Consider the following 26,881-nt stretch of genomic DNA (forward strand, 5'->3'; position numbering starts at 1 on the left):
CTGTGCGACTGACCTCATCGGCGACGTAGACCGGATCCAGGTGGCCGTCAGCTTGTAGAACAACCATGGACGCACCGACCATGAGCGGTGCGAACAACTCGGGCACGGACACATCGAACGTGTATGGGGTCTTCAGCACCACTCGGTCGACGGTGCCGATGGGCAATTCGTCCAGGCCCCACCAGAGGCGGTTCAGCACCGCGGCGTGGGAGAGAGTGACTCCCTTGGGGCGTCCGGTAGACCCTGAGGTGAAGAGCGTGTAGATCGCGTCGTCGCCGCGAATGGGACGGACGCGTTCGGCATCGGTCAACGGCGGCGTGGACAGGTCGACCGCGGCGTCGGCACTGACCGCCCGCATCGTCACCAGGTCGCCGAGTTCGGCGACGGCGGGCGGTGTCCGGTCCCCGCTCACCAGCACCACCGAGACGCCTGCTGTCTCGACCATGTACCGGACACGTTCAGCGGGCGCCGACGTGTCGATCGGAACGTACTGCCCGCCCGCGGTCACCACCGCGTGGATCGCGACGACCATCTCGACCGAGCGCGGAATGCACAGGCCCACTGCGATATCGGGTCCGACGCCCAGGTCTCGCAACGTTCGGGCGAGCGTGTTTACCCGGGCGCCGAACTCGGCGTAAGACACCTCGCGGTCACCGGCGACAAGGGCGATGCGGCTGCTTTCCCGGATCACCGTCCGCATCACGGCAGCATCAACCGAGACGACATCCGGCAGCGTCACAGTCGGGCCCTGCTCGAACCCGCGGACCGCGGCGACCTCGTCGGCCGACATCAATTCGACGTCGACGACTCTGGTCACCGGGTCAACGATGAGGTCTGAGAGGAGGCGCAGGAATCGTTGCCCCAACAGGACCACAGTCGGCTCGTCGAACAAATCCGTGGCGTAGACGATGGAACCGTGCCACGGCTGACCGGAGGGAGCGGCCGCGAGCCCGATGGTCAGGTCCACCTTCGCCGGGGTGATCTCGTTGGCCACGGCTTCGACGCTCAGACCGTCCACCTCGACCGCGCCCAACTCCCCACCGAGTTCCGGCAGCGTCGCCTGGTTCAGGGTGAACAGGACCTGCGCCAGCGGGGCGAAGGCCTCCGACCGGACCGGATTGAGGTGGTCGACCAGACGCTCGAACGGTAGGTCGGCGTTCGCGAAGGCATCGAGGTCCGTGTCGCGGGTCTGCCCGAGAATATCGAGGAAGGTCGCGGCGGGATCGACGCGGGTACGCAACACCAGGGTGTTGACGAACATGCCGATGAGCGGATCGAGTTCGGGCTGACCGCGCCCGGCGACGGGCGTCGCGATGGCCACGTCGTCGACCACCGACACGCGGCTGAGCAACACCGCCAACGCCGCATGGACCACCATGAATGCCGTCACCCCGTGTTCGCGGGCCATCCCGGTGATCGCGTCTCCGAGTTCCGCGGGGACCTCGATCGGCAGGTGCGCACCGTGCTGACTCGCGACGGCCGGTCGAGGTCGGTCGACGGGTAGATCGATCACCTCCGGCAGGCCGGCGAGCTGGCGCTCCCAATATCGGAGTTGTTGCGACACCGGCGAATTCGGATCCTCGGCGTCGCCGAGCACCTTGTGCTGCCACAGCGCGACGTCGGCGACCTGCACGTTGAGAGCCGAGAACGCGGGCGCCCGTCCGGCGCGGCGGGCGGAGTAGGCCGTCAACAGGTCGCGGGCCAGAACCGGTCGCGACTCACCGTCGGAGGCGATGTGGTGCAGGACGATCAAGAACACGTGTTCGTGGTCGCCGGTCCGCGTCAGCCGCGCACGCAACGACCAGTCCGCGGTGACGTCGAACCCCGCTGTCGCCGCGGCGTAGAGATCGTCAGTCGTGCCGACCACGGCCCAATCTAGCCGATCGTCGACCTCGTCGGCGGAGTGGACGACCTGGTGCGGTACACCGTCGGCAGACGGGAAGGTCGTACGGAGAACTTCGTGGCGGCGGACGACGTCGGCACATGCGTCGCGCAGCGCCGTGATGTCCAGATCGCCGCGCAGCGTGAGAGCGATCGGGATGTTGTAGGTCGCCAGCCCGGGGTCGAGCTGGTTGATGAACCACATTCGCTGCTGCGCAAATGTGAGGGGCAGCGTCTTCGGTCGTGGCCGGTGGGTCGTCACCGGCGGCAACGCTTGCCCGCGTCCACTTGCACGGCTGACGAGCTCGCGCACCGTCGGCGCGTCGAACACGTCACGAACCGAGACGTCACGCCCCAGAACGTCCGAGACGCGCGAAGCCAACCGCATCGCGGACAGGGATGTGCCACCGATGGCGAAGAAGTCGTCGGTCGCGCCGACCCGGGCGACGTCGAGCAGCCCGGCGAAGATCTCGGCGACCTCGGACTCCTGGCCCTCGGCCGGGGGCACGTACTCGCCGGCGGTGAACTCCGGTGCCGGAAGCGCACGACGATCGACCTTGCCCGAGGTGGTCAGCGGCATCCGGTCCACGACCATCCACGTCGTCGGCACCATGAACTCCGGGAGCCCGCGCCGCGCGACGTCCTTGACCGTGTCGGCGTCGAGCTCGACGCCCGGTCCGGCCGCCAGGTAGGCGACCAGCTGCTCGCCGCCCCCGGCCGGGGCGGCGACGGTCACGGCGGTGTGCACGACACCCGGCGCCGATCCCAGCACCGACTCGATCTCGCCCAGTTCGATGCGCTGACCACGCAGCTTCACCTGGAAGTCGTTGCGGCCCAGGTATTCGAGCTCACCCGCGGCGTTCCAGCGCCCACGGTCACCGGTGCGGTACAGCCTCGCGCCCGCCGGCCCGAACGGGTCGGCGACGAAGGTCTGGGCGGTGAGCCCGGGCCGTGAGGCGTACCCACGCGCCAGCTGGACCCCGCCCAGGTACAGCTCGCCGGCCACTCCGACGGGGACCGGACGCAGGCGTGCGTCGAGTACGCGCACCGTCGAATTCCAGACCGGGGTACCGATCGGGATGTTCTGGGCCGGCGGCCGGGTGACGGCGCCATAGGTGATGTCGACGACGGCTTCGGTGGGGCCGTACTGGTTGACCAGCAACGCATCCGGGAGCGCGGCGGCCAGTCCCGTCGCGAGACCCGGGAGGAGCGCCTCGCCACCGGAGAAGATGCGGCGCAGGCCGGCGAGCCTCTCGATGCCGACACCGGTGGCGCCGTCGAGGAAGGCGGCGAGCATGGAGGGCACGAATTTGACCGTGGTGACACCGTGGCGCTCGATGAGCCCGGCGAGGTGACGCGGGTCGCGGTGTCCGCCCGGTTCGGCGACGACAACCGCCGAGGCGGTGAACACCGGACCGAAGAACTCCCAGACCGAGGCGTCGAAGGTGTACGGGGTCTTGAGCAGGAACCGATGCGGCCCTTCGCCGTTCGAGTCGCTGAACCATGCGAGAGTGTTGCGCAGCGCACCATGGGTGACGGTGACGCCCTTCGGCCGTCCCGTCGATCCGGACGTGAAGATCGTGTAGACGGCGTTGTCCGGATGCACGACACCGAGACGGTCGGCATCGGTCACCGGAGGCACGGGCGCATCCGGCAGCGCGGCCGAGGCGTCGACGCGCAGGATCCGGCCCCGGAAGTCGTCGAGGACGGCGGGGACCGGCCCGGGGCCGACGACGACGGTCGACACACGCGCGGTGTCGAGGATGTACTGCCCGCGTTCGGCCGGGCTCTCCGTGTCGATGGGAACGTATTGGCCACCGGCCGCGACGATTCCGTGCACCGCGACCATGATCTCCACCGAACGGTCGAGACAGACGCCGACGGCGACATCGGGACCGACACCCGCGTCGACGAGCTCGCGGGCCAGCAGCGAGACGCGCGCCGCGAATTCGGTCTGGTCGACCACGCGGTCGTCGAAGATGACCGCGGGCGCATCGGGAGCCGACGCGGCGTTCGCCGCCACGAGATCGGCGACGGTCTGCGGTGCACCCACCTCGACCCGCGCGCCCGCCGCGAAGTCGTCGAGACGCGACGACTCGGCAGGCAGCACGAGGTCGGTGTCGCCGACGGGACGAGACGGTGCGCTCAGCACACCGGTCAGAATCGCGACGAGCCGCTGGGTGAGGGTGTCGATCGTCGAGGGGTCGAAGAGGTCGGTCGCGTAGATGACCGAACCGGCCCACCGGCGTCCGTCGTCCCCGCGGTCGATCGCGAAGTTCAGGTCGACCTTCGCGCCCGGAGCCTCCTGCGGCAGCGGTTCGAAGCTCAGGTCGCCGACGGATCCGCCCTGTTCGGCGTCGATCGCGAAGTCGGCCGAGGCCGACTGGTCGAACGTGAGATTCACCTGGGCGAGCGGGGCGAAGGCCTCCGTCCGGACCGGGTTGAGCTTCTCCACGAGCGTCTCGAACGGAACGTCGGCGTTCGCGAAGGCATCCAGATCGGTCGTTCGCACGCGGTCCAGCAGGGACTCGAAGGACTCGGTGCCGTCGACCGGGACCCGGAGGACGAGCGTGTTCACGAACATGCCCACGAGCGGGTCGAGGGACGCCTTCCCGCGCCCGGCGATCGGGGTACCGATGACGATGTCGTCGCCGGACGAGAGCCGCGCGAGCAGGACTGCGAGGGCCGCGTGCACGACCATGAACGGGGTGACCGCCCGCTCGGCCGCCACCCGTTCGATCGCGGTCCCGACCTCGGTCGGGATCTCGAAGTCGAACCGGTCGCCGCGCTGCGACGCCACGGCCGGACGCGGACGGTCGGTGGGCAGTTCGAGCAGATCCGGCGCACCGGAGAGCCTGCTGATCCAGTGGTCGAGCTGGGCGGCGATGAGCGAGTCGGGGTCTCCGGCCGAGCCGAAGACGTCGTGCTGCCAGAGCGCGTAGTCGGCGAACTCCACCTCCAGCGGGGCGAACACCGGATCGCGGCCCTCGGCGCGGGCGCCGTACGCGGTGAGCAGGTCGGCGAGCATCGGTTTCATCGACTCGCCGTCGGCGGCGATGTGGTGGACGACCACCACGAAGACGAATTCGCCCGCGCTCACCGGCCACAGTCGGGCGCGGATCGGCCAGTCGACGGTGACATCGAAGCCGTCGGTCACCGCGGACTCGATCTCGGACTGGGAGCCGACGACCGCCCAGTCCAGCCGGTCGACCTCGTCCGGACCGTCGATGCGCTGGTGGGGGACGCCGTCGATCTCGGGGAAGGTGGTGCGCAACACGGCTTGTCGTGCGACGAGGTCGGCCACCGCGGCCCGCAGCGCGTCGGTGTCGAGGTCGCCGCGCAACCGCAGTGCGATCGGGATGTTGTAGGCCGACGACGCGGGCTCGAACCTGTTGATGAACCACAGGCGTTGCTGTGCGAACGACAGCGGGACCTGCTCCGGGCGCGGCGACACGACCGTCACCGGCGGCAGACCGGATCCGCGTCCGGACACGGCCGTCACCAGATCACGGACCGACGGCGCCTCGAACACGTCCCGGACCGACACCTCGGCGCCGAGCGCATCGGCGATGCGGGAGGCGAGGCGGGTCGCCGACAGCGAATTGCCGCCGAGGTCGAAGAAGCTTGTCGTGACCCCGATCTCGTCGACGCCGAGCACCTCGGCGAAGACCTGCGCGACCGCGGTCTCCTGCGGGCCGGCGGGCGCGACGACATCCTCGACGACGGTGGCCGAGTCGGGTACCGGGAGGGCCTCACGATCGAGCTTGCCGTTCGCCGTCAGGGGCAGGGTCTCGAGGTCGACGATCTGGTCCGGGACCATGTACGACGGCACCGCACGGCCGGCGATTCGCCGGACCTCGGCGACCTCGACCGCGTTCTCCGTGTCGCGGACGAGGTAGCCGATGAGTTGCTCACCGCGGCCGGGGATGTCGACGACACGCGCGGCCGCCGCACTCACACCCGGCACGGCCAGGAGCGCCGCCTCGATCTCACCGAACTCGATCCGGTAGCCACGCAACTGGACCTGAGCGTCACCGCGGCCGAGGTACTCGATGTCCTCGCCCACGCGGCGGGCCAGATCGCCCGTGCGGTACATCCGGGATCCGGGCTCACCGTAGGGCGAGGCCACGAAACGTGTCGACGACAGCCCGGCACGTTTCAGGTACCCCTGCGCGAGTTGCCCACCGGTGACGTACATCTCGCCGACGATGCCCTCGGGCACCGGACGCAGACGGTCGTCGAGTACGTGGATGGCCAGCGAGCCGAGCGGGCGGCCGATGAAGCTCGCGTCGTCGGCCGTCACCGACTGCGGGTCGAGCGGACGGAAGCTGACGTGCACGGTCGTCTCGGTGATGCCGTACATGTTGACCAGCGACGTGGTCTCGCCCGGATGGTCGTCGAACCAGCGGCGGACCTGTTCGAAGCTGAGCGCTTCGCCGCCGAACACGATGTAGCGCAACGACAGTGCGGTCCGGCGGCGCCGGCGGGCCTCGGCGAGCTGATAGAACGCCGACGGCGTCTGGCTCAGCACGGTCACGTGTTCGCGCGCCAGCAGGTCGAGGAACTCCTCCGGAGCCCGGGCCAGGTCACGGTCCACGAGCACGAGACGGCCGCCGGTCAGCAGCGGTCCCCACAACTCCCAGACCGAGAAGTCGAACGCGTACGAATGGAACATCGTCCACACGTCGGTCTCGTCGAACTCGAAATCACCAGCGGCGGTGTCCATCAGCGTGACGACATCGCGATGGGTGACCTCGACGCCCTTGGGGCGCCCCGTGGAGCCCGACGTGTAGATCACGTAGGCGCGCGAATCGGGATGAACCGCAGCGGTTTCCGGATTCGCACCGGCACCGTCGGCCACGAGCTGCCCGACCGGCACCACCGGCGTCGCCCCCAGTTGCGACCATAGCTCGAGGTCCGCGGTCGTGTCGTCGACGATCACCGCGCTCGGTGCGGAATCGTCGACGATGAAGCGCAGACGGTCGACCGGGTTGGTGGTGTCCAGCGGCAGGTAACCCGCGCCGCAACGCAGCACACCCAGGATCGACGCGACGAGATCGACGCCCCGCGACGTCGCCACGGCGACGAGATCCCCGGACCGGACACCTCGCGCCCGCAGGGACGCGGCGATCGCCGCCGACCGCCGGCCGAGTTCGCGGTAGTCGACCGAGGTCTCGGTGTCGGTGACGGCCGGACGCTCGGCATGTGCGACCACCGAACGGCCGAACAGTTCCACCAGTGACGAGTCCGTGTTCGCCGTGCGGGTGACCGGCGGTGTGATCTCGCGGCGGTACTCCGCGTCGTCGAGCAGCGAGATCGCCCCGACCTCGATGGCCGGATCCGCGACGACACCGGTCAGGATTCGGACCAGCGCATCGGAGTACACCTGCACCTGTCGCTCGTCGAAGGCCGCGGGCAGGTACTTCAGTTTGAGCTCGATGCGGTCGCCGACCACGCCGGTCACCAGGTTCAGCGGATAGTGGGTCGAGTCGGTCGCGTCGAGATCCTCGATCCCGATGCCGCCCGCGTCGGCCCCCTGCTTCAGCGACTGGGCGTCGACCGGGTAGGACTCGTGCACCGCGAGGGTGTCGAACAGTTGTCCGCGGCCGACGAGGGCCGTCAGCTCGGGCAAGCCGAGGTGCTGGTGGTCGAGCACCGCGACCTTCGAGGCCTGCAGCGCGTCGAGGACGTCGGCGGCCCGGGCGGTCGGATCGACATCCGCGACCGCGGGCAGCGTGTTGATGAAGAGGCCGACCATCGTCTCGACGCCGTCCAGATCGGCTGGGCGACCGGAGACGGTCTCGCCGAACACGACCGACTGCTGCCCGGTGATGCGCGACAGCAGCACCGCCCAGGCGAACTGCATCACCGTCGAGACGGTGACCCCTCGTGCACGCGTGAGATCCTCGACGGCAGAGGTGATCTCGGCCGGGAGTAGTACGCTGTGGTCGCGCGGCAGCTGATCGGAAGTCGCCTCGCGGCCCGCGCCGACGAGCGTCGGCTCGTCGACCGCGGCCAGTACCGAGCGCCACGCCGCCAGACCCGCGTCGGTGTCGGATGCGGCGATGTACCGCAGGTAGTCGAGATAGTCCCCCTGCGCACCGGCCTCGGCGGCGACGGTGCCGGTGTAGGTCTGACCGGTGGCATACAGCGCGAACAGATCGGCCATGATCAGCGGGCTCGACCAGCCGTCGATCAGGATGTGGTGGCTGGTGACGACCAGCGTCGACCGCGCGCCACTTCGGACGAGGACGAACCGCATGAGCGGGCCGGATTCGAGATCGAACGGCGTGACGCGCTCGGCCTGGGCGACCGCGGCGACACCGCTGTCGCCGTCCCGGCCGGCACCGGCCCCCGGCGTGTCAGTCGATTCGATATCAACTGTCCGCCAGGGGATGTCGACCGTATCCGGAACAACCGCGACGACCTCACCGCTGGGGACGCGCACGAAGCTGGACCGCAGCACCCGGTGGCGGACGAAGACCTCGCGCACGGCCTCGGCGAGACGGTCGGCGTCGACGTCGCCCTTGAGCGTGACGACCGCCTGCGCGGTGTAGACATCCACCGCCCCGGCCTCGCGGCCCGCCGCGGCGAGCTCGGCCTGGAACTGCAGGCCCCGCTGCAACGGCGAGAGCGGCCACACGTCGGCACCCGGATACCGCCGGGCGAGGTGATCGAGATCGTCCTGGGTGACGCGTGCGCCGAGGACATCCGACGGCGAGAGACCCGGGTCGCCGACGCGGGCGACCTCGTCGACGATCGCCGCGAGTTCGGAGTCCCAGCGCCGTGCGAGGTCGTCGACATCGCCGGCGGTGAGCACCCCGCGCGGGAAGGTGAAGCCGGCGACGAACTCCCGGCCGTCCTGGCCGATCGCGGTACCGGCGTTGATGCTCAACACATTCGGGACGACCATGGCGCCGGTGACCGTGCCCGGCAGGCGAGGTGCCGCCGGGTCGGGCAAGAACGGCATGCCCGTATCGTCCGCGGCGGCGTTCTCGCCGGCGGATGCGGTCCCGGCGACGTTGCCGAGGTAGTTGAACCCGATACTCGGCAACGGCCGACGGGACAGCTCGGTGTCGCCGTAGCGCAGCAGTCCGTAGCCGATTCCGTTGTCGGGCTGTCCGACCCGCTCTTCCTTGGCGACCTTGACCGTGTGCACGGAGTCGCCGCGCACGTCGATGGCCAGCGGCGCGATGGTGGTGAACCACCCGACGGTCCGGGACAGATCCACGGTCCGCGGATCGGTTCCGTGCAGCAGAGCTTCTTCGTACCGGCCGTGGCCCTCGAGCAGCAACGTCACCGGCTGGTCATCCGCGATCTCCCGGGCCTGCTGCCAGGACCGGACCGCGCGCGCCAGCGCCGCGACGAGGGCGTCGTTGACGTTGCCGCGGAAGGCGGTCGGCACCGTCGTCAGCAGCGCCTCGGTGACCGCCGAGCCGACGGTGTGCACGACGGTGTCGGTGGTCGACATGCGGTCACGTGCACGGTCGAGGGCACCACCGAGGTCGGTGACCCGTTCCGGCGACCGATCCAGCCAGTAGCGCAACTCGTCCGAGCGTCCGGCCCGCTGGGCGTCGAGCGCCGCGGTGAACGCACGCGCCGAGGTCGTCTCCGGTCGCAGCGAATACGCCTGGCCTCCTTGATGCTGCGCCCAGGCGGTCAGCAGGTCCTCGATGATCACCCGCCACGAGACGGCGTCGACACCGAGGTGATGGATGACGACCACGAGACGCGCATCGCCGTCCGGGGCGCTGACCAGCACGGCTGCGACTAGCCGCCCGGCGGTCGGGTCGAGGCGGCCGGAGGCGTCCTCGAAGGCGGCGACGACGGTGTCTGAGAAGCCGGGTTCGCCGACGGGCGCCGGACTCGTCATCGCGGTCACCGCACCGGGCTGCAGCGGCGCGACGCCGGTGTGCATCCGCCAGTCGCCCGCGCTCCCGCCGGGTTCGACCGAGGCACCCAGCATGGGGTGGACGTCGACCACCTGCGCCAGGAGTTCCTGTGCGATCTCGACGGTGAGCCCCTCGGGTGCGGTCAGCACCATCGACTGGGAGAAGTCGGCGAAGTCCGAGACGTCGTCGGTGTGTTCCAGGACCCAGGAGACCACCGGCGGGACGGTCATCGGACCGACGCCGCCACCGGGCAGTTCCGCCAGGGCGGGTACCCGGTCGCCGCGGGCGCCGACGGCACGGGCAATGGCGCGAACCGTCTTGTGCTCGAAGATGTCCCGCGGTGAGATGTCGATACCCGCCGCGCGGCAGGCCGACGCGACCTGGATGGACATGATCGAGTCGCCGCCGAGGGCGAAGAACGAGTCGGTGACGCTGACGCGTTCGAGCCCCAGCAGGCCGGCGATGATCGAGGCGAGCTGCTGCTCGACCGCGTTCTCGGGCTCCACGTGGTCGGATTCGACCTCGATCGTGGGCGCGGGCAACGCACGGCGGTCCAGCTTGCCCACCGGGGTCAGCGGGAGCGCTTCGAGGACGGTGATGCTCGCGGGCACCATGAACAGGGGCAGGCGATCCGCGAGATGCTCGCGCAGCGAAGCGATCTCGATGGTGTCGCGGGGCACCACGTAGGCGGCCAGCGCGGCCACCACCGACTGTCCGCTCGCGGCGAGTCCGCCGTCGGCGTCGACGCCCACGACGACCGCGGAGGCCACGGACGGGTGATCGGTCAGGACGTTCTCGATCTCACCGAGTTCGATGCGCAGACCGCGGAGCTTGATCTGGTCGTCGCTGCGTCCGACGTAGTCGACCGACAGCGTGCCGTCGGCGTCGACGACGATCCAGCGCACGACGTCGCCGGTGCGGTACATCCGGGCGCCCGGAGTCCCGAACGGGTTGGCGACGAAGCGCTCGGCGGTGAGTCCCGGGCGGCTGAGATAGCCCTGCGCCAGAGCAGGTCCGCTGACGAAGAGCTCCCCAGCCACACCGACGGGCACGGTGTGCAGACGGGAATCGAGGACTAGGAGGTCGACGCCGTCGATGGGCGGACCGATGAGGACCCGTTGATCGGATTGCATCGGCTCGCCGATCGTGACACCGATGGTGGTCTCGGTCGGACCGTAGAGGTTCTGGAATCGCAGCAGCGGCGCCCACCGCTCGCGGAGGGACTCCGGCACCGCCTCGCCGCCAGCGTAGACGGTGTGCAGGTCCGGCAGTCCGGCCGGCTCCAGGGACGCGAGCACCGTGGGCGTGAGGAAGGTGTGCGTGATGTGCTGTTCACGCATGAACTCCTGCAGCGGTTCACCGGCCACCGCATCGCGGTGGCGATAGATGACCGACGCACCTGCGGAGAAGGCCAGCAGATACTCCAGGACGAACGCGTCGAAGCTCGGCGACGCGAAGCCGAGCACCCGCGAGGTCTCCACGATCCCCGACCGCTTCGCGGCCTCGACCCCGAAGTTGCGGAGTCCGCCGTGGGTGACCGTGACGCCCTTGGGCAGACCCGTCGATCCGGACGTATAGATGACATAGGCGGTGTCGGCCACGTCGGCACGCGACCCTCGGTCGGCGTCGTCGATCGGTGAATCCGGGAGCCGTGCAACACTTGTCGTGACATCAGGGGCGTCGAGGTCGATCCAGCGCCCCCCGAAAGCACTCACGTCGGCAACACCGGTCCGGGTGAGCCCGATGGTCGCACCCGAGTCCGAGATCATGTGTGCGACACGGTCGGCCGGGTAGTCCGGGTCGATCGGCACGTATCCGGCACCGGTCTTGGCGACTGCCCAGATCGCCTCCATGAGGTCGACCGAACGCGGGATCACCAGTGCCACCAGCGTTCCGCGGCCGATGCCCTGGCCCAACAGGTGACGAGCCAGCCGGTTCGACGCCGAGTCGAGTTCACCGTAGGTGAGGGTGCGGTCGGGGTCGACGACCGCGGTGCGGTCGGTTCCGCCACGCCGGACCGCGGCGGCGAACAGCTCTGCCAGCGGCACGGCCGGGATCGCGGGTCGGCGGCCGACCGGGGTGATCATGTCGCGCTCGGCGGTGTCGAGCAGGTCGGCGTCCCCGACCGGCACGGTCGGATCGGTGACCAGCTCGTGCAGCAACCGGGCGAAACGGTCCATCATCCGCGCGACCGTCGCCTCGTCGAACAGGTCGGTGGCGTAGTTGACGCGACCGATCCAAGACCCGCCGCGTCCGCCGCGCAGACCGACCGTCAGGTCCACCTTCGCCGAGTTCTCCTCGGTCTCCACCACTTCGACGGCCAGGTCGTCGATGTCGGCGACGAGCGTGGACGGATCCGCGGGCGTGGGGTCGACGGTCAGCAGGATCTGGGTGAGCGGGGCGAACGCCTCGGACCGGGACGGTGCGAGCGCGTCGACGACCGCCTCGAAGGGCGCGTCGGCATGTGCGAACGCATCGAGATCGGTGACCCGCACCACGTCGAGGAGGTCGGCGAACCGTTGCGCCGGGTCGACCACGGTCCGCAGGACCAGCGTGTTCACGAACATCCCGACCAGCGGGTCCAGAGCGGCGTCGCCGCGACCGGCGATCGGGGTGCCGATGGCGATGTCGTCGGTGGCCGAGAGCCGCGACAGCAGCACCGCGAGTGCCGCATGGATGACCATGAACTCGGTCACGCCGCGCCGGGCAGCGAGCTCGCGGACGAGACCCGCTGTCGCCGAGTCGATCTCGAAGCCCACCTCGGCGCCTGCCATGGACGCGACCCTGGGACGCGGGCGGTCGGCGGGCAGCTCGAGCACCTCGGGGAGTCCGGCCAGCGCAGAGCGCCAGTAGTCGACCTGAGCCGACACCCGCGAGTCCGGGTCGTCGATCGAGCCGAGTTCACGACGCTGCCAGAGCGCGACATCGGCGAACTGCACCTCGAGCTCGGCGAAGTCCGGCGAACGCCCCTGTGAGCGCGCGACATACGCCGTCACGACGTCGGTGACCAGCGGACGCATCGACTCGCCGTCGCCGGCGATGTGGTGGATCACGATGAGGACGATGTGTTCGAGGTCGTCGACGCGGTGGACCCGGATCCGGATGGGTCGCTGCACTGCGACGTCGAAGCCGCCGGCGGCAGCCGCGAAGAGCTCGGATTCGTCGTCGACGATGGCCCAGTCGAGTTCGGCCCCGACCCCGGCGACGTCCCCGATGACCTGTCGCGGAGCACCGTCGATCGACGGGAACACCGTCCGGAGTACTTCCTGACGCTCGACGACGTCGACCATCGCCGCACGCAGGGCCGCGAGATCGAGCTTGCCGCGCAGGCGCAGGGCGATCGGGATGTTGTAGGCCGCGGACGCGGTGTCGAACTGGTTGATGAACCAGATCCGTTGCTGCGCATACGACAGCGGGATCGCGTCCGGTCGCGGGGAGACCGCCGTCACCGGCGGGAGGCCGGGCACGCGGTCGGCGACACGCTGCGCCAGTTCGCGCACGCTGGGAGCGTCGAACAGGTCGCGAACACTGACCTCGACGCCGAGGGCGGCACCGGCCCGGGCCGCCACCCGCATCGCGGCAAGCGAGTTGCCGCCGAGGTCGAAGAAGGAGTCCACCACCGAGATCCGATCGGCGCCGAGCACTTCCGCGACGACGTCGGCGAGAGCGCGCTCGGCAGGGGTCGCCGGCTCGACGACCTCGGACTCGACGACGGTCGGTGCGGGCAGCGACCGGCGGTCCACCTTGCCGGAGGCATTGCGTGGCATCTCGTCGAGGACGACCCACAACGTGGGGCGCAGATGCGCGAGCAGTCTCTCGCCCGCGAAGGCACGGATGGCCTCGACGTCCACGGTGTCACCCGGGTGACCGGTCAGGTAGGCCACGAGCGCATCGCCCGCGGGAGTCGTCGTGACCGCCGCGGCCACCGAGACCACGCCCGGCGCCGCCGCCAGCACGGCCTCGGTCTCGCCGAGTTCGATGCGCTGACCGTGGATCTTCACCTGGAAGTCGGTCCGACCGAGGTACTCGATGTCTCCGTCCGCGCGCCAGCGGGCGAGGTCGCCGGTGCGGTACAACCGCGCACCGGCGGGTCCGGCCGGGTCCGCGACGAACGACTGGGCGGTGAGGGCCGGTGCGGACGCATAGCCGCGGGCCATCTGCGCGCCACCAAGGTACAGCTCGCCCGGCACACCGGGCGCGACCGGGCGCAGACGTGCGTCGAGGATGCGTGCGGTCAGGCCGGACGCGGGCCGGCCGACGGTCACGACGTCGACGGGCTCGGTCAGCGTCGCGATCGTCGCGTCGACGGTCATCTCGGTGGGGCCGTACTGGTTCACGATCACCGCGTGCGGGGCGGCCGCGAGGGTCTGCTGGGCCACCGCGGGGGTGAGTGCCTCACCGCCGGTGAAGATCTGGCGCACCGAGGACAGACCGGTGGCGGGATCGAAGGTCTCGTCGAGGAACACCGCGAGCAGCGACGGGACGAACTGCACGGAGGTCACCCGCTCGTCGGCGATGACGCGGGCCAGATGAGCCGGGTCCCGGTGGCCGTCGGGCGCGGCGACAACGGCGGTCGCGCCGGCGACGAAGGGCCAGAACAACTCCCAGACCGACGCATCGAAGGTGTACGGCGTCTTGACCAGCACCCGTTCGTCCGCCGGGTCGCCGGTGTAGGCGCCGAACCAGGACAGCATGTCGTGCAGGCCGCGATGCGTGACCGTCACGCCCTTGGGCTGCCCGGTCGATCCGGACGTGAACAACGTGTACACCGGATGTCCGCCGCGCAGGGGTGCCACACGGTCGGCAGTTGTCACGCGAGCCGAGCCGGCGGTGGCGAGCGAGTCGAGATCGACCGTGACGAGAGTCCCCGGGTTCGACAGTGACTCGGCCCAGCCCGGGATCTCGCCCCCGACGACGACCGTCGACGCCCCGGAGAGCGCGAGCTGCCGACGCACGACATCCGCCGGCGCCTCCGGATCGAGCGGCACGTATGTGCCGCCGGCGAGCACGATCCCGTGGATCGCCACCAGCATCTCGACCGATCGCGGCACGCCGACCGCGACGGGCACGTCGGGTCCGACCCCGTCGGCGACGAGGCGCCGCGCGAAGGCGTGGACCAGTGCACCGTACTCGGCATAGTCCAGAGTGCGGCCGTGTGCCCGGATCGCCACCCGGGAAGCATTGCGAGCGAAGGACTCTGCCAGTGCATCGGCGACCGTGACGGCCGGCTCCGGCAGAGCAGCGGTGTCGGCACCGCCGCCCCAGCGCGCGAGCGCCTCGTGTTCGGCTGCGGTCATCAGGTCCGCATCGCCGACGGGAGCCGAGGGGTCCGCAGTCAGGGTGTCGAGGAGGCGAACGAACCGGTCGGCGAAGAGACGCACCGACTCGGCGTCGTACAGGTCGGTCGCATAGAGCACCGATCCCTGCCAGTTGTCCCCGTTGTCGGCGATCCCGACGGTGAGATCGACCCGCGCGGACAGGTCCTGCGGTTCGACGGGGGTCACGGCCAGTCCGCCGCCCTCCCCGATCGTCAGCGTCTGGGAGGCCAGATCGGCGATGGCCGACTGGTCGAACGCGAGCCACACCTGGGCCAGCGGTGCATAGGCCTCCGTGCGCAACGGGTTCACCCGTTCGACGACCGCCTCGAACGGGATGTCCGCGTTGGCGAAGGCCTCGAGATCGGTGCGGCGGACGTCGTCGAGCAACCGGCCGAAACCGGCCGCCGGGTCGACTCCGGTCCGGAGGACCAGCGTGTTGACGAACATGCCGACCATCGGGTCGAGGATCGACTGCCCGCGACCGGCGATCGGCGTGCCGACGGTGACGTCCTCGGTCGCCGACAGCCGCGACAGCAGCACCGCGAGCGCCGCATGCGCCACCATGAACGGGGTCAGCCCGCGATCGCGCGCCAGACGGGCAACACGCTCCGAAACACTCTGCGGCACACTGAACTCGATGCGCGCGCCGCGCTGCGAGGCCACCGCCGGACGCGGTCGGTCGGTCGGCAACTCCAGCACGTCGGGCGCCCCGTCGAGCTGCCGCGCCCAGTACTGCAACTGCGCACCGATGAGCGACGAGTCGTCGGTCGCGGAGCCGAACACCCGGCGCTGCCACAGGGCGACGTCGGCCATCTGGACCGGCAGCGGCCGGAAGTCGGGCGCGTTCCCGGCGACCCGCGCGGTGTACGCGGTGATCAGATCGGTCACCAGCGGTGCGAGGGATTCACCGTCGCACGCGATGTGGTGCACGACCATCCCGAGGACCGCCTCGGAATCTGAGATCTGGGAGAAGCCCACGCGCACAGGCAGTTCGGCGACGAGATCGAATCCGCCGAGCATCACCTCGGGCAGGGCCGATTCCGGCACCTCGCGCCAGTCGAGCATCGCGGCCGCCGACGACGGCTCGTGGACGAGCTGAGAGGCGTCGCCGTCGGCTTCGGGATAGGTGGTACGCAGGACCTCGTGGCGGGTCATGACGTCGAGCAGCGCCTGGCGCAGGGCGTCGGCGTCGACGCCGCCCTGCAGCCGCAGGACCATCGGGATGTTGTAGGCGGGCGATGCCGGATCGAACCGGTTGATGAACCACATCCGCTGCTGTGCGAGCGACAGCGGGATGCGGTCCGGGCGGGAGGCGACGGGTTCGATCGGGGGCAGTCCCGGCCGCTTCGAGGCTGCGGCGAGCGCGAGGTCGCGCACCGTCGGGGCGTCGAAGAGGTCACGGACCGTGAGGTCCACGCCGAGCGTCTCCGCGGCGCGGCCGACGATGCGGGCGGCCAGCAGCGAGTTGCCGCCGACGTCGAACACCGACTCGACGACGCTGATGTCCTCGAGACCGAGCACCTCCGCGAAGATGTCCCGCAGGGCTGCCTCGGTGTTGTTCTCGGGCGCCACGAATTCGGTTGTCGACGCGAGCACGGGGCGCGGCAGTGCGCCGCGATCGAGCTTGCCGTTCTGGGTCAGCGGCAGCCGCTCGACCGCCATGACGACGTCGGGGACCATGTACTCCGGCACCAGGGTCGCCACACGCCGACGCACGAGTTGTTCGTCGACCTCGACGCCCGGCTCGGGAACCACGTAGGCGGCGAGGATCTCACCCCGCTCGGACAGGTCCACGACGCTGGCCGCACCGGCCGAGATCCCGTCGAGGCCGACGAGCGCGGCCTCGATCTCGCCGTATTCGATGCGGAAGCCGCGGAGCTGGACCTGGGCGTCGCCGCGACCGAGGTACTCGATGTCGTCACCGACGCGACGCGCCAGGTCGCCGGTCCGGTACATGCGATCACCGGAACCGTCGGGCGCGAACGGGTTCGCGACGAAGCGCGTGGCACTGAGCCCGGCCCGCCGGAGATAGCCCTGCGCGAGTTGTGTTCCGGTGACGTACATCTCGCCGATGACACCCTCGGGCACCGGTCGCAGTCGCGAGTCGAGGATGTGGATGTCCAGCGACGACAGCGGTCGCCCGATGAACGACGCGTCACCGGCCGACACCGCGTCGCGGTCCAGCGCGCGGTAGCTGACATGCACCGTGGTCTCGGTGATGCCGTACATGTTGACCAGCTGCGCGGGATCTGCCGGATTGTCGTCGAACCAGCGCCGGACCTGCTCGAAACTCAGCGCCTCGCCACCGAACACGATGTAGCGCAACGCGAGTGACGCCTGCCTATGTCGCTGTGCGGCGATGAGCTGGTAGAAGGCCGACGGCGTCTGACTCAGCACCGTGACCCGCTCGGTCTCGAGGAGATCGACGAAGGCCTCCGGGTCCCTCGTGGTGTCCTGCTCGACCACGACGACGCGTCCACCGGTGACGAGGGGACCCCAGATCTCCCAGACCGAGAAGTCGAAGGCGTAGGAGTGGAACAGCGTCCAGACGTCGTCCGGGCCGAACGAGAACTCCTCGGACGCGGCCTTCATCAGCGCGACGACCTCGCGGTGCGACACGACCACGCCCTTCGGCTTGCCCGTCGAACCAGAGGTGTAGATCAGGTAGGCCGGCAGCCGGTCGTCGAGCGACTCGGTCCGTGCTGCCCCCTCTGCTCCCTGAGGAGCCCCGGAGCCTGCGGAGCGGCGTCTCGAAGGGGCCGCACCACGGATCACGTCCTCGGTCGTGACGAACCGGACGTCGATGACATCCCACGTCGCGGCGAGCTCGGGGTCGGCGAGCACCAGCAGCGGCGCCGCGTCGTCGATGATCGACTGTGCGCGGGCGACCGGCTGGGAGCGGTCGAGCGGCAGGTACGCCGCTCCGGTCTTGAGGACGGCCAGCAGGGCCACGATCAGGTCTGTCCGGCGTGGGAGCGCGACGCCGACGAGGCTGCCCGGGCCGGCACCGGCCGTGCGGAGTCCGTCGGCCAGCGCGTCGGACCGCTCGTCGAGCTCGCGGTAGGACAGCACGGCGCCGGTCGCGTCGCTGACCGCGGGCCGAGCGGCGTGGCGCGCGACGGCGGAGCGGAACAGTCCGGGCAGGGACCCGAGATCGGTGCTGCCGATCAGTCCGAGCGCCCGCTCGCGGATCAGCGCGATCGCGCGCCGGGTGGCGTCGGCGATCTCGGCCGGCGCACGTCCGGGCGCGGCCTCGGTCTGGGTGACCCCGGCGCCGACCGCGGCCTCGGTGTCGAGTCCCTGGGCGATGAAGACGCCGGCCGTCGCCGACACGCGCGCATACAGCTCGCCGAACGTGACCGGGCCGGACGCCGCCTCGTAGGCGGTCTCGGAGGGTGCGACGCCGGCCGAGAAGGCGATCAGGTGCAGTGTCGAAGGCCGCGAGCCCCAGGTGAGAGAGATGTTGGAGGCCGTTGAATCGACATCGGTCACGTCTGAGTCATTCCTTTGGTCGACTGCACTGCTTCGTTCCCGCGGGACCCGGCTCCCGACATCGCGCCGTCCACCACTCGGAGTGCGTTGGCGCGGAGTTCGCCCAGCACATCACCGAGCGCATCGGGCCCCGACACCGCCAGGCCCGGCAACAGGCTCATCAGCGCGGTGGTGAGGGCAGAGTCCGGGTCGGGAAGAGCGGCAGCCATCGCATCACTGATCGACGACAGCACCGCGAACGTTACCTCTGCCCCCTGGTGCGCGGCAGCGACCGCATCGGGCTGTGCGGCCACGGCCCGTGCGACGAGATCGGGCAGTGCGACGGCGAGTTCGGTGTCGGCGACCGCACTGGCCGCGGTCTGCTCGGCGGCGGTGGCGATGTCGATGTCCCCCACCAACACCTGCGGGTTCTCCGACACCTCCTCGAGGACGCGCAGATAGCGCTGCGCGTACGTCTCGACAGTGCCCTTGGTGAAGATGTCGGCGGCGTAGATCAACTGGCCCGTCATTGAATCAGCGTCCTTTGCTGCCGGTGCAACGAAGTCGTCCGGGAACAACGTGAGCTGGAGATCCACCTTGGCTGGGGTCAACTGCTCGGATACCGGCGCGATCGTCATCGAATCCATGTCGAGCGTGGGGATGGTGAAGTTCTGGTAGGCGAACATCACCTGATAGATCGGGTTGTAACTGGTGGGCGGCGAGGGAAGTACAGATGACACGATCGTATCGAACGCGATTTCGGCGTTCGCCATGTCGGCCAGATCCTCGTCGCGGACACGCTGCAGGAGCTCGGCGAACTTCTCCTCGTCCTGGAGTCGCGACCGCAGGGCCAGCGTGTTCACGAACATCCCGACCACGCCGTCGAGTTCGGGCTGACCCCGCCCGGCGAACGGCGTGCCGATCACGATGTCGCGCTGGGTGGTCAGCCGGCTCAGCAACACCACCAGTGCGGTCTGCATCACCATGAACAGCGTCGCGTTGTGCTGGCGCGCGACGGCCTCCAGCTTGTGCACCAGGCCGCCGTCGATGTCGAACCGCACCTCCTCGCCGACGAAGGACGGTGTCCGCGGGCGGGGGCGATCGGTCGGCAACTCCAGCCGGGCCGGCGCGTTGCGGAGCCGGTCGGTCCAGTACGAGAGCTGGCGGCCCGCCTCGGTCGTCCCGTCGGGTCCGGAAACGGCGAGGGCCTCCTGCTGCCACAGCGTGTAGTCCAGGTATTGGACCGCGAGCGGCGGCCAATCCGGCCGACGACCGGCCACCCGCGCCGAGTACGCGGTCATCACATCGGTGGCCAGCGGCAGCATCGAGGCGCCGTCGGCGGTGATGTGATGCACGACGAACACCAGGATGTGCTCGGTCTCGGTGAGCCGCAGCAACATCATCCGCAGCGGCGGTGCGACGGTGACGTCGAAACCGCGTCCGGTGAAGTCCGCGATCACCGGGACCGGATCACCGTCGACGTCGACGACGCTGCGCTCGAGCAACTCCAGCGCGGCATCCCGATCGAGCACGAGCTGGATCGGCTCGCCGTCGACGAGCGGATAACGCGTCCGCATCGACTCGTGGCGCTCGATGAGGTCCTCGATCGCGGCGCCGATCGCGTCGGTGTCCAGTTGTCCGGACAAGCGCAGCGCCATCGCGACGTTGTAGGCCGGCGACGCCGGATCGGCGCGGTTGATCAGCCACATCCCGCGCTGCACTGCCGACAGCGGCGCCCGGTCTCCGTGTGCGCGTGCTGCCAGACGCGGGCGGCGCGACGGGGTCCCGTGGTCGCTGGCGAACGTCGCCATCGCCCGCACGGACGGCGCGTCGAACACCGCGGCGACCGGGATGTCGACCTCCAGGTCGGCCGACAACCGAGCCGCCACCTTCGTCGCGCTCAGCGAGTTGCCACCGAGGTCGAAGAACGACTCGGCCACGCTGATCCGATCGACGCCGAGCACGTCGGCGAACACCCGCGCGATCACCCGTTCGGTCTCGGTGCTCGGCGGCACGAATTCGGCGGTCTCGATCACCGGGGCGGGCAGCGCCTTGCGATCGACCTTGCCCGCCGAGTTCAGCGGCATGGTCGACAGCGGCATCCAGATCGTCGGCACCATGAACTCCGGCACGGTTCCGTTCAGGTGCGCCTGGGCGTCGACCGGGGTGACGGAGTCGGGCGAGTAGTAGGCCACCAGGCTCTGTCCGGCGGCCAGATCGGCGACCGTCACCGCCGTGTGGACGATGCCGGGCACCGACATCAGCGCCGACTCGATCTCGCCGAGCTCCAGTCGCTGACCGCGCAACTTCACCTGGAAGTCGTTGCGGCCCAGGTACTCGATCTCCCCTGCCGGGCTCCACTTGCCGAGATCGCCGGTGCGGTACAGCCGCGACCCGGGCGGGCCGTACGGGTCGGCCACGAAGCGTTCGGCACTGAGCCTGCCCTGCGACACGTATCCGCGGGCCAGCTGGACGCCGCCGAGGTAGATCTCGCCGGGCACACCGACCGGCAGGGGCCGCAGCCGGTGGTCGAGGATGTGGATCGTCGTGTTCGGCACCGGCCGACCGATCGGCACGACGGTCTCCGAGCCGCGGACGTTGTGTTCGGTGACGTCGACGGCGGCTTCGGTCGGCCCGTACAGGTTGTGCAACCCGACGGCGGGCAAGGCGGTGCGCAGACCACCCGCGGTCGAGGCGGTCAGTGCCTCACCCGAGGTGAACACCTGACGCAACGAGCTCAGCTCGGCGAGCCGGTCCGCGCCGACGACGTCGAGGAAGGTGGACAGCATCGACGGCACGAAGTGCAGCGTCGTGACGTCCTCGCGCTGGATGATGTCGACGAGATAGGACGGGTCGCCGTGTCCGCCGGGCACCGCGACCACCAGTCGGGACCCGGAGATGAAGGGCCAGAACAGCTCCCAGACCGACACGTCGAATGTCACCGGCGTCTTCTGCAGCACCACGTCGCGCTGGGTGAGGGTGTAGTGCTCCTGCATCCAGTCGAGCCGGTTGACGATCGCGCGATGCGACACGACGACGCCCTTGGGCCGTCCGGTGGAGCCGGAGGTGAAGATCGTGTACGCGGCGTTCTCCGGTCCAAGGATTCCGCGACGCTCGTCCGGCGTGAAGGTTCCGCCCTGCGCATCCGCATCGACCGAGGCGTCGACCGAGGTGACGGTCACGCGGTCGGCGAGGTCGTCGATCACGGCGGGGCGAGTCCCCGGCCCGACCAGTACGCGCCGTGCACCGGCGGTCTCGAGCATGTAGTCGGCACGATCGACCGGCGCCTCGGTGTCGAGCGGCACGTACTGGCCACCGGCGAGCACGATCGCGTGCACCGCGACCAGCAGTTCCACCGAACGCGGGATGCACACGGCCACCGCGACATCCGGACCGACGCCGTCGTCGATGAGCTGACGGGCCAGAGCCGTTGCCCGCGTGGCGAATTCGGCGTAGGTGAGTTCACGGTCGGCGAACACCAGCGCGACCGCGTCGGGGTCCTGCCGGTACCCGGCGAGCAGCGCGGAAGCCAGATCGGGCGCGGTCAGCTCGTGCGAAGCGCCGCGTGACCACCCCCGAACCGTGTCCACCTCGGCCTCGGGGAACGCGAAGAGGTCGTCGACGCGCAGTGCCCGGCCCGCATCGTCGGCCTCGAGCGAGCCGGCCATCGCGGCGAGAACGTCGTGGAGGTAACGCGCGAACCGTTCGATGGTGGACTCGTCGAAGAGATCACGCGCGTATCCGAACGCCACCGAGATCTGGCCGGCGTGGTCACCGGTGTCGGAGTACTCGACGACGCTGAGTGAGAGGTCGTACTTGGCGAACGGGGCACGCGCGTCGATGAGGCTGATCCCTGCCTCGTCCTCGAAGAGCCGCTCGACCTGGTCGTGCTGCATCACCAGTTCGACCTGGAAGAGCGGGGAATGGGCCGTGGAGCGCCGGGCCCCCACCGCGTCGACGACCTGCTCGAAGGGGACGTCGGCGTTGCTGAGAGCTTGCGCGCGAGTGTGATTGGCCTCGTTGAGCAGACTGGTGAGATCGGTGTCGGGGTGCACCCGGGTGCGCAGCACGAGGGTGTTGACGAACATGCCGATCAGGTCGGTGAGCTCCGGCTCGTCCCGACCCGCGATCGCGGTGCCGATGGCCACGTCGTCGCTGCCGCTGAGGCGCGACAGCACCACGGCGAGCGCGGCGTGGAAGATCGCGAAGACGGTCACACCGTGCTGGGCGGCCACCGCGTGCAGCCGGGCGACGGTGTCGGCGTCGAGCAAGGTGTCGACGAAACCGCCTGCGCCGGAGGGCCGGATCGGTCGAGCCCGATCGGTGGGCAAGGAGATGAGTTCGGGCATCCCCGCCAGTTCGGTGCGCCAGAAGTCGAGCTGCGCCGACATCAGCGAGGTCTCGTCGGCGGCCTCCCCCAGGACCTCGCGCTGCCACAACGCGTAGTCGGCGTACTGCACCGGCAGCGGACGCCAGGCGGGCTGCTGGTGGGCGAGCCGGGCGGCGTACGCAGTCAGGACGTCGGTGATCAGCGGACCGAGCGAGGCACCGTCGCCGATGATGTGGTGCATGACGACGATCAGGACGTGGTCGAGCGTTCCGTCGGGCGCCACGGCGCGGAAAAGTCGTGCGCGGACCGGATATTCGTAGTTCAGGTCGAAACCGGTCACGGCGAAGTCGGCGAGTCGGCGTTCGGTGTCCACCGGCGCCACGTCGACCACGTCGAACAGTCGGGCCGCGGCGGCCGCCTCCGCCGAGTGGATGAACTGGAAGGTCTCCCCGTCCTCGTCCGGGAACGTGGTCCGCAACGGCTCGTGTCGCGCGATGACGTCGTCGATCGCGGCGGCCAGCGCGGCGGCGTCGACGTCGGCGCCGAGCCGGACCGCTCCCGGGATGTTGTAGGCCGCCGAGGTCGGGTCGAGCCGGTTGATGAACCAGAGACGACGCTGGCTGAATGCCAACGGAATCCGGTCCGGGCGCCGCTGCGGCAGGAGCTCCGGCCGGCGGCCGGCGGCGTCCTCGGTGACCGGTGTCGCGACCCGGATGATGTCGCCGAGGCTCTGACTCTCGAAGACGTTGGCCAGCTTGATGTCGAGGCCGGCGACGGTACGCAGCCGCGATGCCAGCCGGGCCGCGGTCAGCGAATCGGCACCGAGCGCGAAGATGTTGTCCTGCAACCCGATCGGTTCGATGTCGAGCAGCTCTTCGACGATCGCGACCACTTCGCGTTCACGCGGGGTCGACGGCGCGACGTAGGCGATCCGTTCGTCACGCGCGAACACCGGAGCGGGCAGCGCGTGCCGGTTCAGCTTGCCGTTCGCGGTGAGGGGCAGCTCGTCGATCAGCATGACGACATCGGGCACCATGTACCCGGGCACATGGGCGCGGACCTGCTCACGGATGGCGGATTCGTCGAGCCCGCCACCGGTTTCGGTGACCGCGTAACCGACGAGCTTCGCCCCGCCCGCCGAGGCCGCGTCGGTGACGACCGCGGCCGCCGCGGTGACCCCGTCGACCGCGCGCAGCGCCGTCTCGACCTCACCCAGCTCGACCCGGAAGCCCCGCAGCTGCACCTGCGTGTCGGCGCGCCCCAGATACTGCACGTCGGTACCGATCCGCCGGCCGAGGTCGCCGGAGCGGTACATCCGCCCGCCGGTCCCGTGCGGGTCGGCGACGAACCGGGTTGCGGTGAGTCCGTGGCGATGACGATATCCGCGCGCGAGTTGGTCACCGACGACGTAGATCTCGCCGACGGCGCCCTCGGGCACCGGACGCAGGCGGTTGTCGAGAACCCGAACGCCCAACGAGTTCAACGGACGGCCGATGAGGCTGGCGCTCTCGCCGCGCACGAGATCGGGATCGAGCGGACGGTAGGTGACATGGACCGTCGTCTCGGTGATGCCGTACATGTTGACGAGTTCGATCTCGTCGCCGAACGACTCGTACCAGTTGTGCACCTCGTCGAAGCGCAGTTCCTCGCCGCCGAAGACGATGTAGCGCAACGCCAATGGCGTCCCGGTCCGGCGGCGGACGTCGGCCACGATGCTGAACGCCGAGGGCGTCAGGGATGCGACCGTGATCTGCTCGTCGGCGAGCAGCTGCAGGAACTCGGCGGGCGCGCGGGCGACCATCCGATCCACGATCACCGCGCGTCCACCGGTGAGCAATGGCCCGAAGATCTCCCACACGGAGAAGTCGAAGGCGTAGGAGTGGAAGACCGACCAGACATCCTCGGGCGTGAAGTCGAAGTCGGCCGACGCCGCGTCGAGCAGCGTGACCACGTTGCGGTGCACGATCTCGACGCCCTTGGGCGCCCCGGTCGATCCGGAGGTGTAGATGACATAGGCCGTCGCCTCGGGCGTCGCCGGACCGCGCGGCACTCCGACCGCGGCGGCTCCCGGTGTCTGCGCCTCGGCGAGGAGCCGGCCGGTCTCGACGACCTCGCACTCCCCTGCCCATCCGGGCCGGTCGCCGTCGGAGACGACCAGGCACGCCGGGGCGGCGTCGTCGATGATGTAGCGCAGGCGTTCTTCCGGGTTGCCGGTGTCCAGCGGCAGGTATCCCGCTCCGGCCTTGAGCACGGCCAGCATGACGACCACGAGGCTCGTGTCGCGCGCCGTCGCGACACCCACCAGATCGCCCGCCCCGATCCCACGTGCGACGAGCGATCGCGCCATCGCGTCCGAACGGCTCGCGAGTTCGGCGTAACTCAGGGTCACACCGTCGGCGTCGGAGACCGCACCCCGATGACGGTGGGCGGTCGCGACCTCGTCGAACACCTCGACCAGGGTCGGTGTGGTCGCCCGCGGCAGTGACTGCGGGAGTGCGTCGAGGAGCCGGTGATCGCTGTCCACGAGCAAGTCGACATCGGCGACGGGGGTGTCGAGCGCCTCGCTCGACAGGAACCGGTCGAGGAACGTCAGGAATCGCCCGTGCAGCGCTTCGAGTTCGGCCGGTGAGTACAGGTGCGGGTTGCCGTGCAGGTCGACGACGAGCGGGGAACCGGGACTCGACTGATACAGGTTGATCAGGAGGTCCTCGAGGATGCCCGACGTGAGGATGCGGTACTCCATGTCGGTGCCGTCGATGGCGACCTGCTCGTCGAAGAACACCATGTTGATGGTGGGTCCGAAGGAGACCGAACTCTGGTCGAGACCGGCGTCGCGACGGATGTCGTCGGACCGGTACCGCTGGTGGCGCAGCGCGCCGGTCAGTTCGAGCTGCGCGGTCGCGATCAGCTCGCGGACCGACTTCGACGACACCTCGCGCAGCCGGATCGGCAGGATGTTGGACACCATGCCACCGGAGATCTTGATCTTGGCGGTGGCACGGCCGGTGACCGGAAGACTCAGGACGATGTCGTCGTGGTTGCTCATGCGCGCGAGGAACGCGCCGAACGCCGAGGTCATCACGACCGCGAGGGAACTGTTCAGCTCCCCGGCGAGGGCCTCGTACCGGCGCTGCCGATCCGGGTCCAGGGCGGCGCCGGCGACGACGTTGTCGAACGACAGCGACCCGGAGGTCCCGACCTTCGACAGCGTCACCCGCTCCGGCAGATCCGCGACGCGTTCGAGCCAGTGTGCGCGGTCGGTCTCCCGCCGTGTGCTGCCCTGGTAGGCCTCTTCATAGGCGACGATGTCGGCCATGGTGGCCGGCGGCTTGTCGCGCGGCTCCTCGCCCCGGCGGAGAGCGTTGTAGCGGTCGACGGTGCGACGCATGATCGACAGTGCGGCATAGCCGTCGATGATGATGTGGTGGGCACGGTTGTACCAGAACGTGCGCTCGTCCGAGATGAGCAGGATCGAGACGATGATGAACTGGTCGTTGAGGAGATCGACCGGCTGCCGGTACTCCGCCTGCATCCATTCCATCGCCGCCGCGACCGGGTCGGGCTCGCTACGGAAGTCCAGGATGTCCACGGTCTGGTCGAAGTCGACGTCGACGTACTGCATCGGGATGCCGTCGATCTCGGTCAGACGGACGAACGGCGACTCGACGAGTTTGCCGACCTCCACACAGCACTGTGCGAAGAGTTCGACGTCCAATCCGCCCGGCGCATGGCGGATGTCCACATACTGAGCGATGTTGACCGAGTACTCGGACGACAGCGACTCGGCGAACCACATGCCGCGCTGCGCCGCGGTGAGCGGAAGGACCGCAATGGTCTCGTCCACGTCACCCGGCGTATCAGCACGGTAATCGGCGATTGCCACGTCCTCTGAACACTCCCTCGCTAGTCCTGCAGTCGATTAGACCTCACGACACTGCCGTTGGTAATCGTTCAGACCCTCCACATCGGACGCCGACACAGAATCTCCA

General features: G+C 69.6%; 2 protein-coding genes (1 of these 2 cut by a window edge). Both read right to left on the reverse strand.

Annotated features, from left to right (window positions below):
- Window positions 1-18,583 carry the 5' end (the start) of a non-ribosomal peptide synthase/polyketide synthase gene (locus AC3B5T_RS00975; protein ID WP_488358113.1) on the reverse strand. The gene continues 23,396 nt to the left of window position 1, outside the view, so 18,583 of the gene's 41,979 nt are visible here — the first part of the coding sequence; the start codon lies at window positions 18,581-18,583; the stop codon falls past the left edge of the window.
- Window positions 18,580-26,775 carry an amino acid adenylation domain-containing protein gene (locus AC3B5T_RS00980; RefSeq protein ID WP_488358114.1) on the reverse strand — a complete coding sequence of 2,732 codons (8,196 nt, stop codon included), beginning with the start codon at window positions 26,773-26,775 and terminating at the stop codon, window positions 18,580-18,582. Before AC3B5T_RS00980 ends, AC3B5T_RS00975 begins: the two co-directional genes overlap by 4 nt.
- Window positions 26,776-26,881 lie beyond the last annotated feature (106 nt).

The sequence above is a fragment of the Gordonia sp. G4 genome, from assembly GCF_057770005.1.